General features: G+C 71.8%; 10 protein-coding genes. 7 read left to right on the top strand and 3 right to left on the bottom strand.

What is annotated here, in order from left to right:
- The first annotated feature begins 87 nt into the window (after positions 1-87).
- The 6 genes from ACIGQF_RS22275 (at position 88) to ACIGQF_RS22250 (ending at position 8,095) form a co-directional block, all read left to right on the top strand.
- Positions 88-456, top strand: a complete 369-nt coding sequence (locus tag ACIGQF_RS22275) for a DUF3311 domain-containing protein (RefSeq protein ID WP_399712842.1) — start codon at positions 88-90, stop codon at positions 454-456.
- Positions 453-2,000: a sodium:solute symporter gene (locus tag ACIGQF_RS22270; protein ID WP_399712839.1), complete on the top strand. Its 1,548-nt coding sequence runs from the start codon at positions 453-455 to the stop codon at positions 1,998-2,000. The genes ACIGQF_RS22275 and ACIGQF_RS22270 overlap by 4 nt, the downstream gene beginning before the upstream one ends.
- Entirely contained in the window at positions 1,997-3,658 is a 1,662-nt protein-coding gene (locus ACIGQF_RS22265) for an amidohydrolase (protein WP_399712837.1), read from the top strand. The genes ACIGQF_RS22270 and ACIGQF_RS22265 overlap by 4 nt, the downstream gene beginning before the upstream one ends.
- The gene (locus ACIGQF_RS22260; RefSeq protein WP_399712835.1) at positions 3,655-5,991 is read left to right on the top strand and encodes a penicillin acylase family protein; all 2,337 of its coding nucleotides are present in this window, start codon (positions 3,655-3,657) and stop codon (positions 5,989-5,991) included. The genes ACIGQF_RS22265 and ACIGQF_RS22260 overlap by 4 nt, the downstream gene beginning before the upstream one ends.
- Before the next feature lie 123 nt (positions 5,992-6,114).
- The gene (locus ACIGQF_RS22255; RefSeq protein ID WP_399712833.1) at positions 6,115-6,558 is read left to right on the top strand and encodes a YchJ family protein; all 444 of its coding nucleotides are present in this window, start codon (positions 6,115-6,117) and stop codon (positions 6,556-6,558) included.
- Positions 6,559-6,802: 244 nt separating this feature from the next.
- A complete protein-coding gene (locus ACIGQF_RS22250; protein ID WP_399712830.1) occupies positions 6,803-8,095 on the top strand; it encodes a YeeE/YedE family protein in 1,293 nt (430 codons plus the stop codon).
- Between the two features lie 80 nt (positions 8,096-8,175).
- On the opposite strand, the gene ACIGQF_RS22245 is transcribed toward ACIGQF_RS22250, so the two are convergent.
- Both ACIGQF_RS22245 and ACIGQF_RS22240 read right to left on the bottom strand, forming a co-directional pair.
- Positions 8,176-10,353, bottom strand: coding sequence for an OmpL47-type beta-barrel domain-containing protein (locus tag ACIGQF_RS22245; protein WP_399712827.1), 2,178 nt, complete (start codon positions 10,351-10,353; stop codon positions 8,176-8,178).
- On the bottom strand, positions 10,350-12,830 hold the full coding sequence (locus ACIGQF_RS22240) for a ThuA domain-containing protein (RefSeq protein ID WP_399712824.1): 2,481 nt from the start codon (positions 12,828-12,830) through the stop codon (positions 10,350-10,352). Before ACIGQF_RS22240 ends, ACIGQF_RS22245 begins: the two co-directional genes overlap by 4 nt.
- A 194-nt stretch (positions 12,831-13,024) precedes the next feature.
- On the opposite strand from ACIGQF_RS22240, the gene ACIGQF_RS22235 reads away from it, so the two are divergent.
- On the top strand, positions 13,025-14,014 hold the full coding sequence (locus ACIGQF_RS22235) for a multicopper oxidase domain-containing protein (protein WP_399712821.1): 990 nt from the start codon (positions 13,025-13,027) through the stop codon (positions 14,012-14,014).
- Between the two features lie 45 nt (positions 14,015-14,059).
- Here the strand turns inward: ACIGQF_RS22235 and ACIGQF_RS22230 are convergent, their stop codons facing one another.
- Positions 14,060-14,716 (bottom strand): antibiotic biosynthesis monooxygenase family protein, encoded by a 657-nt coding sequence (locus tag ACIGQF_RS22230; protein WP_399712818.1) that lies wholly within the window; start codon positions 14,714-14,716, stop codon positions 14,060-14,062.
- Positions 14,717-14,875: the final 159 nt, after the last annotated feature.

Here is a 14,875-nt window from a genome sequence, read left to right as displayed (position 1 = left end):
CCGGTCGGCCGGTCGCCGTCCCCGCGGCTGTCCGGCCGGCCGCCCGCTCGACCGTCCCGGACACACCCCTTTCCCCGAAGGAGTTCCATGTCGCACGCCCCCGAGGACAGAGGGCGGGAGGGCCCGGCGGAGACCGGACCGCACCCGTCCGACGGACTGCCCGAGGTGAGCGCCCGGCGCCCCGCGCTGTGGCTGCTGCTCGTGCCGGCCGTGCTGTACTGCCTGGCGCCGCTGGTGGCCAACAGCATCGAACCGCGCGTCCTCGGCATGCCGTTCCTGCTGTTCTGGCTCGTCGCCGCCACGGTCGTCAGCCCGCTCGTCATCTGGGCCGTCACCCGCCTGGACCCCGCGTACCGCGTCGACGCCGCCGAACCGCTGCCCGGCGACCGGCCGCAGACGGGCCCGTCCACCGCGCCCGGGGCCGCGCCCGGCGGACCCGAAGGAGGCGCCGCATGAGCGGATCAGCGGCGATCGCGACCACCATCTTCGGCCTCGCCATGATCGCGACCATCGTCATCGGCGTGCTCAGCGCGCGCGGCCGGGACAAGGGCCTGGCCGAGTGGTCGGTCTCCAGCCGGGGCCTGGGCGTCCTCTTCATCTGGCTGCTGATGGCCGGGGAGACCTACACCAGCTTCTCCTTCCTCGGCACGGCCGGCTGGTCGTACTCCTTCGGCGTGCCGATCCTCTACCTCGTCGCGTACCTCACCGTCGGCTTCGCCGTGGGGTACGTCGTCGGCCCGGCCATCTGGACGTACGCCAGCCGGCACGGCCTGATCTCCATCGCCGACCTGGCGGAGCACCGCTTCCGGTCCCGGCCGGTGGGCATCGTCGTCGCGGTCATCGCCACCGTCTTCCTCGTGCCCTACATCCAGGTGCAGATCCAGGGCATGGGCGTGGTCGTCAACGCGATGACGTACGGGAGCGTGGACCTGCGGGTCGCCGCCGTCATCTCCTTCGTCGTCGCCGAGGTCTTCATCCTGGTCTCCGGGCTGCGCGGCTCGGCGTGGGTCAGCGCGCTCAAGGACGTGCTGGTCATCTTCGCGGTGGTCTTCCTCGCGGTGTACGTGCCGATGCACTTCCTCGACGGCGTCGGCGACTTCATGCACCGCATGGTCACCGAGAAGGCCGACTGGCTGACCTTCCCCGGGCACGAGTCCGGGGGCAAGGGCGGGATGTGGTTCATCACGACGACGCTGCTCAACGCCGTGACCATCACCATCTTCCCGACCACGGTCGCCGGTTACCTCAGCGCGCGGAGCCCGAACGCGCTGCGCCGCAATGCCGTACTGCTGCCCTGGTACCAGCTGCTGCTCTTCGTCCCCATGATGATCGGCGCCACCGCGCTGTTCGTCATGCCGGCCCTCGGCAATCCCGACCTCGCGCTGTTCAGCCTGGTCACCGACTCCCTCCCGGCCCCCGTCGTGGCCATCATCGGTGTCGCGGGCGCACTCTCCGCGATCGTCCCGATGAGCGTGTTCATGCTGGCCATCGGCACGCTCTGGGGCCGCACGCTGCTCGGCGGCGGCAACGGTGCCGACCCGCGCAGCCGCCGTACGGGCCGCACGCCCGCCGACGACGTGCGCACCAAGCGGCTCTCCCAGCTGGTCTGCCTCATCGCCGGGCTGATCGCCCTGGGCGGCGCCCTCTTCTACCCCAACACCCTGGTCCAGCTGTCGGTCCTGTCCTACGAGGGGCTCGCGCAGCTGGTGCCCATCGTGCTGCTCGCGCTGTTCTGGCGGCGGATGACGAAGGCCGGCGCGCTGGCCGGGATGTTCGCCGGGCTGGCGGTCGTGGTGGCGCTCTGGGCGACCGGCAACGACCCGCTGCACGGTGTCAACGGCGGCATCGTCGGACTCGCCGTCAACCTCGTCGTCACCGCAGTGGTCACCTTCGCCCGGCCCGAGGGGCAGCCGTCCGCGCCGCGGCGGGTGGGTACGACTCCGACGACCGGCACCGACCAGGCCCCGGCCGCCCCGGCGGCCCCGAAGGAGGCTCCGTGACCGACGTGACCCACGAGACCACCCCCGTCCTCTACCGCGCCGACCGCATCGTCAGCCAGCGCACGGACGGCACCGGCGCGGACGGCGCGCCCGAGCCGGAGGGCTTCGCCGTCGCCGACGGCCGCATACGCGCCACCGGCGGCTTCGCCGCGCTCCGCGACCGCTTCCCCGACGCGCCCGAGGTCGACTTCGGGGACGCCACCGTGATCCCCGGCCTCAACGACGCGCACATCCACCTCGCGATGGCCGCCACCGACCTGCTCCACCTGGACCTGTCGGCCGCAGCGGTCGCGACGGCCGACGCGCTGCTGGCCACCGTCACGGCTGAGGCGGCCCGCACGGCACCGGGGGAGTGGGTACGCGGCAGCCGGTACGACGACGTCAAGACCGGCCGGATCACCCGGCACGAACTGGACCGGGCGGCCCCCGGCCACCCGGTGCTCGTCGTCCACGTCGCCGGACACTGGGGCGTCGTCAACTCCGCCGCGCTACGGGCCCTCGGCATCGACGAGGACACCCCCGCGCCCGACGGCGGCGACTTCGGGCGTGACGCCGACGGCCGCCTCGACGGCCGGCTGATCGAACGCGCCCTGATGAACGTGGTCTACCCGGCCACGGCACGCGGCGACTCACCACTCGCGCCGAGTTCACCGGAGGACCGGCTGCGCGGTCTGCTGCGCGCACAGGAGCTGTGGCACGCCGCCGGACTCACCTCGGTCTGCGACGCGCTGATCGCCCCGGACGACGTCGCCCTGCTGCGCACCGCCCGCGACCGGGGCCTGCTGACGCTGCGTACGGGCATGCTGCTCTCCATCGACCACTACGCCAAGGCGCGGGCGCTCGGCGTCGGCAGCGGCTTCGGCGACGACCTGCTGCGGTTCGTCGGCGTGAAGGCGTTCCTGGACGGGGCGATCGGCGGCCGGACCTGCCTGCTCGCCGAGCCGTACGCCGACCCCGAGTGCGGCGGCGCCGACGGGCACGGCCTGCAGACCACCTCGACCGAGGAGCTGTTCGCGCAGGTACGGGAGGTGCACGCGGCCGGCGACCGGATCGGCGTGCACGCCAACGGCGACGCCGCGATCCGGCTCGTCCTGGACGCGTTCGAGGCGGCACAGCGCGAACTGCCGCGCCCCGGACTGCGGCACCGCATCGAGCACTGCTCCCTCATCGACGACGCGATCCTCGCCCGGATGAAGGCGCTGGACGCCGTCGCCGTACCGTTCGCCGGATACGCGGGCTACCACGGCGGGGCGCTGAACACCTGGTACGGGCCCGAGCGCACGGAGCGGATGTTCGCGCACCGCTCCTTCCTGGACGCGGGCGTCACCGTCGCCGGCTCCTCCGACTACCCCTGCGGCCCCTACGAACCGCTGCTCGGCCTCCAGTCGATGGTCACCCGCGAGGGCATCGAGGACGGCGCGAAGGTGGGGCCCGCGCAGCGGGTCACCGCCGCCGAGGCGCTGCGGATCTTCACCCTCGGGTCGGCGGAGGCGGAGGGCACGGCCCACCACAAGGGCCGGATCGCCGCCGGCCACCTCGCCGACTTCACCGTCCTCGGCGAGAATCCGCTTACCGCCGACCCGTACGGCATCGCCGCCATCCGCGTGCGCGCGACCTACGTGGGCGGACGGCGCGTGCACGAGGAGGCCGCCCGATGACCGCAGCCGGTGCCACCGACACCTTCGAGGTGCCGGGGCTGTCCGCGCCCGTGGAGATCCTCATCGACCGCTGGGGCGTCCCGCACCTGTACGCCGGCTCGCGCGCCGACCTCTTCCTCGCGCAGGGCTTCAACGCGGCGCGCGACCGCCTCTTCCAGATCGACCTGTGGCGACGGCGCGGCCTCGGCCTCCTCGCCGAGGTCTTCGGCCCCGAGTACGCCGAACACGACCGGGCGGCCCGGCTGTTCCTCTACCGTGGCGACATGGCGGCGGAGTGGGCGTCGTACGGCCCGGACGCCGAGCGGGTCACCACCGCGTTCGTGCGGGGCATCAACGCGTTCGTCGCGCTCTGCCGCGAGCGGCGCGAGCACCTCCCGCCGGAGTTCCGGCTGCTGGACTACGAACCGGCGTACTGGCAGCCCGCCGACGTGGCCCGCATCCGCAGCCACGGTCTCCACTACAACCTCCACGACGAGGTCGAACGCGCCCGCACACTGCGGGACTTCGGACCCGCCGTCGAGGATCTGCGCAAGGTCCGCGAGCCCGCCCACACACTGCGCGTCCCCGAGGGCCTGGACCTCTCCGTCATCCCGGACGACGTGCTGCGCGTCTACCGGATGGCGACCACCCCGCCGTGGGCCCCGCAGGCCCCGCGCCAGGGCATCGACGGCAGCAACAACTGGGTGCTCGCCCCGTCCCGCACCGCCACCGGGCGCCCCGTGCTGGCCAACGACCCGCACCGCGCCGTCACGCTGCCCGCGCTGCGCTACCTCGCCCACCTCTCGGCACCGGGCCTCGACGTGATCGGCGCGGGCGAGCCGGCCCTGCCAGGCGTCTCCATCGGCCACAACGGCTGCCTCGCCTTCGGCCTCACGATCTTCCCGATCGACCAGGAGGACCTGTACGTCTACCGCACCGACCCCGCCGACCCGAAGCGGTACGCGTACGGCGACGGCTGGGAAGCGATGACGAAGGTCACCGAGACCATCCCGGTGCGCGGCGGCGAGCCCGTCACCGCCGACCTGTGGTTCACCCGGCACGGCCCCGTCATCGACGAACGCCCGGACCGCGCCGCCGCGTTCGCCGTCCGCGCCGCCTGGCTGGAGCCCGGCATGGCGCCCTACCTCGGCAGCATGGACTACATGGGCGCGACCGGGCCCGACGCCTTCGTCGCGGCCATGGAGCGGTGGGGCGCGCCCGGCGAGAACCAGGTCTACGCGGCGCCCGACGGCACCATCGGCTGGCGCCCCGCCGGCCGGGTCCCGGTCCGCCGCGGCTGGGACGGCACGCTGCCGGTGCCGGGCGACGGCCGATACGAATGGGACGGCCACCACCCGGTCGGCGCGCTGCCCTCCGTACGGGACCCGGCGGACGGCTGGTTCGCCACGGCCAACCAGCTCAACCTCCCCGACGACTACCCGCACGCCGAACGCACCGTCACCCACGACTGGTACGCGCCCCACCGTCACGAGCGCATCGCCGAGGTGCTCGCGGCGCGGTCGGACTGGACCGTGGCGGACTGCGTGGCCCTCCAGAACGACTACGTGAGCCTGCCGGCGCGCCGCATCCAGCCGCTGCTCGCCGGGCTGACCAGCGACGATCCGCGGGTGGCCGAGGGGCTGAAGCTGCTGCGGGACTGGGACGCCGCGCTCGACGCGGACTCGGCCGCGGCCGCGCTCTTCGAGATCTGGTACCGCCGCCATTTCCGCGCCGAACTGCTGAGACAGGCCCTCCGCCGGCTGCTCCCCGCGGAACGGGTGGCCGCGGCGCTGGACCGCGTCCTGCCCGCCGAGGACGCCACCGCCGACGCCCGCGTCGACCTCTCGCTGCTCCTCGACCCGGGGGACCGGCTGGGCCCCCACCCGGACGCGGTGATCCGTACGGCCGTGCTCGCCACCCTCGGCCCCGCGATGGCGGAGGCAGGGCGGCTGCTCGGCCCCGACACCGGCACATGGCGGTGGGGCACTCTCCACCAGGCACATCTGCACCATCCCCTCGCCAAGTTGCTCGGCGAGAAGGCCTCGGACTGGTCCTCGGTGGGTCCGGCCCCGCGCGGCGGCAGCGGCGAGACGGTGTCGGCAACCTCCTACGGGCCCGGCTTCCGGCAGACCGGCGGCGCCAGCTTCCGGCTGGTCGTGGACGTGGGCGCATGGGACGAGTCGCTGGTGATGAGCACCCCGGGCCAGTCCGGTGACCCCGCCAGCCCGCACTACCGCGACCTGTTCGACGCGTGGGCGGCGGACGGTGCGTTCCCGTTGCTGTACAACCGGGACCGGATCGAGGAGCACACGACGCGGCGCATCCTGCTCACGCCGAGGCAGGGCACACGCTGAGAGCGGATCGAGGGGGAAGTGGGGAGTCGGCCTGTCTCGTCGGCGACCCCGACGAGCGGGTGTGCTGCGCCCTGCGCAAGAGCCCGGACGAGTAGTGCGCCGGTGTCACGGCACAATGGGCAGATGTCCCGTCGCACCGCACGTCCGAAGAGGCCGGCCGTAGTCGCCGCGCCCGCCGTCACCTCGGCCTCGCCCTGCCCCTGTGGGCTGCCGGGCACGTACGGGGAGTGCTGCGGCCGGTTCCACACGGGCGCGGCGGCCGCGCCCACCGCCGAGCGGCTGATGCGGTCGCGCTACAGCGCCTTCGTGGTGCGTGACGAGGCGTACCTGCTGCGGACCTGGCACCCGGACACCCGGCCTGCCCGGCTCGGCCTCGACCCGGCGCAGCGGTGGATCGGGCTCACCATTCAGGAGACGTCCGAGGGCAGCGCCTTCCACGCCGCCGGCACGGTCGCCTTCCGGGCCCGCTACGCCCACGGAGGCACTGAGGACGCGCTGCACGAGCACAGCCGCTTCGTCCGGCACGAGGGTGCCTGGGTCTACCTGGACGCGCTCTTCGTGGAGTGACCCACCCCACGTACATCCGTCAAGCGGACGAGTCATCTCGCCATTCGAGACATATTACGTGCGGCTTACACCCGGTATTACCGTGGACGACATGTCCGGACCCGCCAGTGTGCTCACGCTCGCGCTCTTCGCGGCGACGCCGTGGGACGTCGACGACGCGCTCTGTAGCCGCTGACGCCCACAGGTCCGGCCTTCTCCCCTTCCGGTACCGCGCGTACCGCCTCCCCTCCCACGGAGACCCCACGTGACGACCGCTCCCCCCGCCGGGGCGGCCGGGGCCCCGCCCCGTTCCGGTGCCCTGCTCACCCCGGCCCCCACCCACACGCCCGCGCCCGCGGCGGAGCCCGCGCCGCCCGTCCGCCGTACGCCCCTCGTGGTCGCCGGGCTCATCGGCGCCGCCCTCACCGTGTACGTGTGGACCGCCAACGGCGCCAAGCCCGGCATCCTGCTGCTCCTCGGCATCGCCCTGGGCTTCGCCCTCTTCCACTCCCGCTTCGGCTTCACCTCCGCCTGGCGGCAGCTGATCGCCGTCGGCAACGGCACCGGGCTGCGCGCGCACGCCCTGCTGCTCGGCACCACCGCGACGCTCTTCGCGCTGGTCATCGGCACCGGCACCGGGCTGTTCGGCTCGGTACCGGCACCCAGCGCGGGGCCGCTGGGCGTCGCCCTGCTGGCCGGCGCCTTCCTCTTCGCCGTCGGTATGCAGCTCGGCGGCGCATGCGCCTCCGGCACGCTCTTCGCGGTCGGCTCCGGCCAGAGCACGATCGTGCTCACCCTCGGCGGCTTCATCGCCGGCTCGACGCTGGCCGCCTGGCAGTTCGACCTCTGGCGCGACCTGCCCGCTTTTGACCCGGTGCTCTTCTCCGACCACCTCGGCTGGGGCGGCTCCTGGGCTCTGACCATGGTCCTGCTCGCCGTGGTGGTACTGGTCTCCCGCCGCGTCCAGGCGCGCCGCAACCCGCCGCCGATCGGCACCCCGCCGTCCGCGCGCACCACCCTGGCCCGCGCCTTCCGCGGCTCCTGGAGCCTGTGGACCGGCGCCCTGGTCCTCGCCGCCCTCGGGGCCGCCGTACTGCTGGTCTCGGGCGGCGCCTGGGGCATCACCAGCGCCTTCGCGCTGTGGGGTTCGAAGCTGGCGGGCGCGCTGGGTGCCTCGCCCGAGACCTGGGCGTTCTGGCAGGACCCGAAGAACGCCGCCTCGTACGCGGGCCCGGTGCTGGCCGACAAGACCAGCCTGACGGACATCGGCATCATGATCGGCGCGGCGGTCGCGGCCGCGGCGGGCGGCGTGTGGAAGCTGCACCGCGGCATCCCCGCCCGCACCGCGCTCGCGGCCGTGCTCGGCGGCATCCTGATGGGCGTCGGCGCCCGGATGGCCGGCGGCTGCAACATCGGCGCGTACCTCGCCGGCATCGCCTCCGGCAGCCTGCACGGCTGGATCTGGGGCGCGGTCGCCCTCGTCGGTACCTGGGCGGGCCTCCGCCTGCGCCCCGCCTTCGGGCTCGGCAACCCCAAGCCGGGCGACGGCGTCTGCTGACCGCCCGACACGGAACGGAACGGAGCGGCGGCCGCCGGGGAGGAATCCCGGCGGCCGCCGCTTTCACTGTGGGCGCGCGCTCACAGCTCCTGGATGCGGATATTGCGGTACGAGATGACGTCGCTCGTACTGTGGACCTGGAGCCCCACATAGCCGGAGGCGTAGCGCCGGCCGTCGGTGCCCGGGTCGTCGTCCCGCGGCGGGTAGAAGGTCTGCCCGCCGGTGTTGTCGAACTCGTTGATCAGCTTGCCGTTGCGGTAGATCGAATAGTGCTGGTCGACCACCCGGATCTCGTAATCGTTCCAGGTGCCCTTGGGCGTGACGCCCGCGCCACCGAGGCCGACCCGGTCGAAGCCGTAGAGCGAGCCCGTCTTGTACATGTCGCCGTCCGGACGGTCCAGGATCTGGACCTCATGTCCGTACTTGATGGCGACCCACTCGGGCCGGGACTCCTCCGGGTGGTCGTGGACGTCGGGGAAGCGGACGAAGACCCCGCCGTTGGCGTTGCCGGTGCCCGGCGCGTCGTCCCGGAACTGCAGCTTCAGCGAGAAGTCGTCGAAGCGGCGCTCGGGGAACCACAGCATGCCCATGCCGTCGACCTTGGTGCTGCTGGTCATCGCGCCGTCCCCGGTGAGCGAGAAGGCGCCGCCGCCGACCTGCTGCCACTTCTCGAAGGACGCCTGCGTCCCGTCGAAGAGGTCGCGGTAGCCGGTGTGCTGGCCGGGCTTGCCGATGCCGGACTGGCGCGCTGCCTTGTTGATCGCCCGGTACTCCCGCTTGTCGATCACTCCGTCCCTCAGGAGCTTGTCGGTCACCTCCGTGACGTGCTTGAGGAAGAGGGCCTGCGAGGACCAGTCCTTCTCGTCCTCGATCAGCTCGTTGATCATGCAGCGGTTGCCGGTGATCCGGTTCGGCACGCCGGTGTCCACCGTGCCGACGATGACGGTCAGCCGCTCGTCGTGCTCGGGGCAGGGCGGCGCGGGCACCCCGCCGCCCGCGACGACGTCGAGGGAGAGCGTGCGTGCGGGCGAGGTGTTGCCCGCCTTGTCGGTCGCCCGGTGCGCGACCGAGTGGTGGCCGGTGCGGTCCACGACTACCGGCGCCTCGTACGCGAGGTAGGGTCCGCCGTCGAGGGAGTACTCCACCTTGTCCACGCCGCTCCCGGCGTCGGTGGCGGTGACGGTGACCTTGGCGCTGCCGACGTACGCGCCGTCGGAGTTCTTCTGCCCCTCGGCCTTCGCGGCGGTCTCCGGCGGTGTGGTGTCCTCGGCCGGCGGCTCGACGACCGTGAAGTCCACCGACTTCTCCGCCGCCGCGTTGCCCGCCTTGTCGGCGGCCCGGTAGCGCACCTTGTGGGTGCCCACCTCGTGCACCATCACCGGTGCGGTGTACGGCTGCCATGCGCCGTCCCCGACCGCGTACTCGATGGTGTTGACGCCGGAACCGGTGTCGGAGGCGGTGACGGTCACCGTCGCCATGCCGAGGTAGGCGCCGTCCGCGTTCTTCTCGCCGGTCACCGTCGCCGAGGTCTCCGGCGGGGTCGTGTCGTCGGTGTCCGGCGCGACCACGGTGAAGTCGACGGACCTCTCCGCTGCGACATTGCCCGCCTTGTCGGCCGCGCGGTAGCGGACCTTGTGGGAGCCGACCTGATCGATCACGAGGGGCGCGGTGTACGGCTGGAAGCCGCCGTCACCGACCGCGTACTCGATCCGGTCCACGCCCGAGCCCTCGTCGGTCGCCGAGAGGGACACGGTCGCGCTGCCGACGTACGCGCCGTCGGCGTTCTTCTGCCCCTCGACCTTCGCCGCGGTCTCCGGCGCCGTGGTGTCCTCGCCGCCGCCCTCGGTGACGACCAGGACGCCCTGCATCGTCTCGTGGCCGGGGATCGTGCAGTGGTAGCGGTACTTGCCCGGGGTCAGGGTGACCTCGGCGGTGTGCTTGCCGCCCGAGGAGTCACCGGGGTTCGCCAGGATGTTCAGGCTGACGTCCTGGTTGTACTCCGAGTCGGAAGTCACGAAGGTCAGCGTGTGCGGCATGCCCATCGTGTTGCCCGTGGCCTCGCTGTTCTCGAAGACGATGGTCGCCTTCCCGGCCACGGCGGTGGTGGGCGCCGAGGTGTACTTGGTGATGTCGTCGCCCGCCGTCCAGGTCAGCACCTGCTGCTCCGCGACGGGCGCCGGCTGTCCGTACGCCGTGGTCGCGCCCACGCCGAGCAGCAGGAAGAGGACGGACAGCAGGGCGGTCAGCCGCCGGTTCATCGGGCGTCCTTCCGGGCCAGGTCCGCGGGGAGCGGAGTCGCCGGACCGCCGTGGTAGGTGATGTGCCACAGTGCGGACTTGTTGTCGGAGGTGAAGAAGCCGCGCCCGTAGTCCAGGACGTAGAGCGAGCCGTCGGGCGCGAACGTCCAGCCCATCAGGTTGCGGATGCCGTCGGCGCCGACCGGGACGATCTTGTCGAGGGGCTCGGCGTGCACCGGCAGCCCGCCGGAACCCACCGTCTTCGGGTCCATGACGACCGCGTGCCGCGGCTGGTCGGCGTCGTAGAAGTCACCGACGAACCACTTGCCGTCCCAGTACGCGGGCCAGGCGTCCTTGCCCGCCGTCTTCGCGTCGTACCGGTAGACCGGGCCGTCCATCGCGGCCTGGCCGCCGCCCTTGAGCCACGGCAGCAGGAACTTCTGCTCGGACTTCTTGTAGCTGGGCACGCCGTCGGCATCGCGCGGGAAGTCCGGGCCGCCGCCGGCGGGGGAGTACCAGATGTTGTTGCCCTCGGCGGGCGGGATGTTGACCAGCCCGTCGTTGTTGGGCGACTCGTTCTTCAGGTTGTCGCAGTCGTACCAGCCCAGTGGCTTGCTCGGGTCCGGCAGGTTGCGGTCGCGGTAGGGCTGCTCGTTGCCCATGCAGAACGGCCAGCCGCGGTTGGAGGCATGGGTGATCGCGGCGAACGTGTCGTACTTCGCCGGGCCCCAGGTCTCGCTCGGATCGGTCGCGTCCGGGCCGACCCAGCCCGCGTAGAGGGTGTCTGTCTTCTTGTCGACGGAGATGCGGGAGGGGTTGCGGACGCCCATGACGTAGATCTCGCCGCGGGTCTTGCCGCCGCCCTCGTCGGGCTCCTTGCCGGTGAAGAGATTCCCCTCGGGCAGGGTGTACGTGCCGTCGTCCTCGGGGTGGATCCGCAGGATCTTCCCGTTGAGGTTGTTGGTGTTGCCCGCGGTGCGGCGGGCGTCGGCGAACGACACGCCCTTGAAGTCCGGCTCCGGGTTGTTGCCCGAGTAACCGTCGCTGAACCGGCTGGAGTTGTTGTCACCGGTGGCGATGTAGAGGTTGTCCTTGGAGTCCCACGCCATGCCGCCGCCCGCGTGGCAGCAGCTGTGGATCTGCACCGGCCACTTCAGCAGCACCTTCTCCGAGGCGAGGTCCAGCTTGTTCGTCTTCGGGTCGAGGTGGAAGCGGGAGACGCGGCGCTCGGCCATGTGCGTCTCGCGGTCGATCCGCGAGTGCGGCGTGTAGTGCAGGTAGACCCAGCCGTTGTCGGCGAAGCCGGGGTCCAGCTCGATGCCGAGCAGCCCCTCCTCGTTCTTGACCAGCTCGTCGCCGCCGCCCTTGTTGCCGAAGACGGTGACCTCACCCGCGAGTGTGACCTTCTTCGTCGCCGGGTCGTAGATGTGGACGGTGCCCTTGCCCTTGCCGATGTCGGGGTTGTTCCAGTCGGTGACGACGGGCGCGTCCGAGCCCTCGCCGCCGCGGCCGATGTAGAACACCCGGCCGTCCTTGGCGGTCACCACGCCGTGCGGCTCGCCGATCTGGTCGTGCTGCCCCGGCTGGTTGGGCTGGGTGGCCCGCTCGGCCTTGTAGTTCGAGGTGATGGTGGCCTGGCAGTCGGCACGGGCCAGCCGGGTCGTCCACAGCAGCGCGCCGCGCAGGTGGGCCCGGAAGTCGCTCTCCTGGAAGCCGGCCGCTGTGCCGCCCATGCCGGTGTAGAAGGACCGTCCGCCGTCGTAGTCACGGCACCAGGAAATGGGGTGGTCGGCGCCGTTGGCACCGGTACCCGGCCGGAAGGTGTTCTCCCGTACGCGGGCCACCGTGTGCACCGAACCGCTCGGGTTCTCCGCCCAGTTGAGCCACTTGTCGGGGCGCTTCCACTCCAGCGGCAGGCTCTTGGTGGCGGGGTTCTCCCGGTCGCCCACCTCGACGGTGGCGCGCTGCACGGTGCCCGTGCCGCCGGTGGGGCGGGCGCCGATCAGGCCGGTGAACCAGGAGGAGTACGGCTCGGCGCGGGCCGCGTCGTGAATGCCGACGAACCCGCCGCCGGCCTTCATGTAGCTCTCCAGGCCCGCTTCCTGCTCCGGGTCGAGGATGTCACCGCCGCCGGTCAGGAAGACGACCGCGTTGTACCTGCCGAGCTTGGGCCTGGTGAACACCGAGGCGTCGGCGGTGGCGTCGACGGTGAAGTGCTCAAGGGCCGGCCCCTGCCGGCCGATTTTCTCGATCGCCTCGATCCCGGCGTTCACCGTCGGCGGCTCCTCGCCCGCCGAGGCGTGGAAGACGAGTACGCGGACGTTCTCCCCGCCCGGCGGGGACGGCAGCGCCAGCTTCGGTACGGACGGTTCCGGCGGCGCACCGGCCAGTGCGGGGGTACCGCCCAGCAGGGCCGCCGCGACGGCCAGGGCCGACAGGCCGGCCGTCCGTCTCCACCGTCCGGTGGTGGAGGTTTTCCGACGTGGTGCGCGACGCATTGGTTCACCCACCCCTCTGAGGAACAGCTGTGAGCGCACAGCAACAGCCGACGAAGCTAGACCTCTTTCGGCGGTCCGCCAATAGCTATGACCGCAAGTCAACAAACTTTGTCCTGACCGTGGATAAACGAAGATCACGGCGCTACCGTTCCGGACGGCTCACTGCCGAGAGCGCTTTCTGCGAGGGGAGCACGATGACCGAGGAAGCCAGAACTTCCGCTGTGCAAGGGGCGTTGAGCCGTCGGCTGTTCGCCGGTGGGGCCGCCACCGCGGCGCTCGGCGCGGTCGGTCTGGCCGTGGGGGCCACGGCCGCCGCGCCGCCCGCCAGGGCCGCCGGCAATGTGCGCAGGGCCGGCGCCGGCGGCGAGGTCAGGCACCTCAAGCTCTACATGGAGAAGCTCCCCGACGGGCAGCTCGGATACGGCCTGGAGAAGGGCAAGGCCAGCATCCCAGGGCCGCTCATCGAGCTGACCGAGGGCGACACCCTGCACATCGAGGTCACCAACACCCTGGACGTCGACGCCAGTCTGCACGTCCATGGCGTGGACTACGACACCGCCAGCGACGGCACGAAGATGAACGGCAGCCACATCGCGCCGGGCGGCACCCGTACCTACACCTGGCGCACGCACAAGCCCGGCAGACGCAAGGACGGCACCTGGCGTCCCGGCAGCGCGGGTTACTGGCACTACCACGACCACGTCGTCGGCACCGAACACGGCACCGGCGGCATCCGCAGAGGTCTCTACGGTCCGGTCGTGGTGCGCAGGGAGGGCGACATCCTGCCCGACCCGGACCGTCAGTTCACCATCGTCTTCAACGACATGACGATCAACAACCTGCCGAAGGGGCCCGACTTCAAGGTCACCGTCGGCGACCGCGTGGAGATCATCATGATCACGCACGGCGAGTACTACCACACCTTCCATGTGCACGGGCATCGCTGGGCCGACAACCGCACGGGCCTGCTGGAGGGCCCGGACGACCCCAGCCGGGTGATCGACAACAAGATCACCGGCCCCGCGGACTCCTTCGGCTTCCAGTTCCTCGCGGGGGAGGGGGCCGGCGCGGGCGCCTGGATGTACCACTGCCACGTCCAGAGCCACTCCGACATGGGCATGGCCGGCATGCTGCTCGTCGCCAAGCCGGACGGCACGGTTCCGGGACACGACGGGCATCACTAGGCGCCCTACTCGCTCCTCACCCGCCGTCGGGCCCGGCGGCCGGCCTCACCGGGTGCCCGCGACGCTCTCGTGCAGGACGTAGCGCTTGCCTCCGAGGCCGCGGACGCCGGGCATGTCCTGGATGGCTTCGAAGGCCTTGGTGGGCATCTCGCTCCGCATGAACTTCTCGTGGGACTCCTCGTCCTCCCACTCCGCGTAGTTGAGCACCCGCGAGCCGTCGGCGCTGACGTGGAAGTGCAGCGCCACCAGTCCCGGGTACGGTGCGGCCAGCGGTCCGTCGAGCAGGATGTCGGCGACCATGCGCTGGCGCTCCGGGCCGTCGACGTCGAAGACCGGCGCGACGATACAGCCGGGAACGTTCCCCGGGGCCGTCACGTTGCTGCGATGGAGCCGATAACGGATCGGATCGGCGTGCCGTGCGTCGCCCGCGCCGTCCCTCCCGCTCCTTTCGGCGCGCACGAAGGCGTCGTAGGCGTCCTCGCTCGTCCACTGGGCGTACGTCAGGATGTTCTGGCCATCGGTGCTCACGAACGTGTTGAACGAGAGGAAGCCCTCCGGTGCGGGGCGCTCCCGCCACGTGGCCGTGGCCTGTTCGCCCGCCACGAGTTGCTGGGCCGGTGAGCCCACGTAAAGCGTGCTCACCAAGGCCAGTCCGGCATCCGGCCGGGCTATGTCGGGCAGCGAGCTGACGGTCCGGGCCACAGGCCCTCCTCTGAGTCTGAGCGGTCTTCGGGTTGTTACGATCAAATTCTGCAACCTCAACACCAGTTGAGGTCAATCGTCCGGCCTCCGGGGCGCGGTCGCCGCCGCGGGCCGGCAGCGGACGGCCGAGCGGGAGTCAACGGAAGAACGGGGAACGTC

Origin of the sequence: Streptomyces sp. NPDC053560 (genome assembly GCF_044544605.1) — a bacterium.
GTDB lineage: Bacteria > Actinomycetota > Actinomycetes > Streptomycetales > Streptomycetaceae > Streptomyces.
This window is presented reverse-complemented; position numbering and strand designations above follow the sequence as displayed.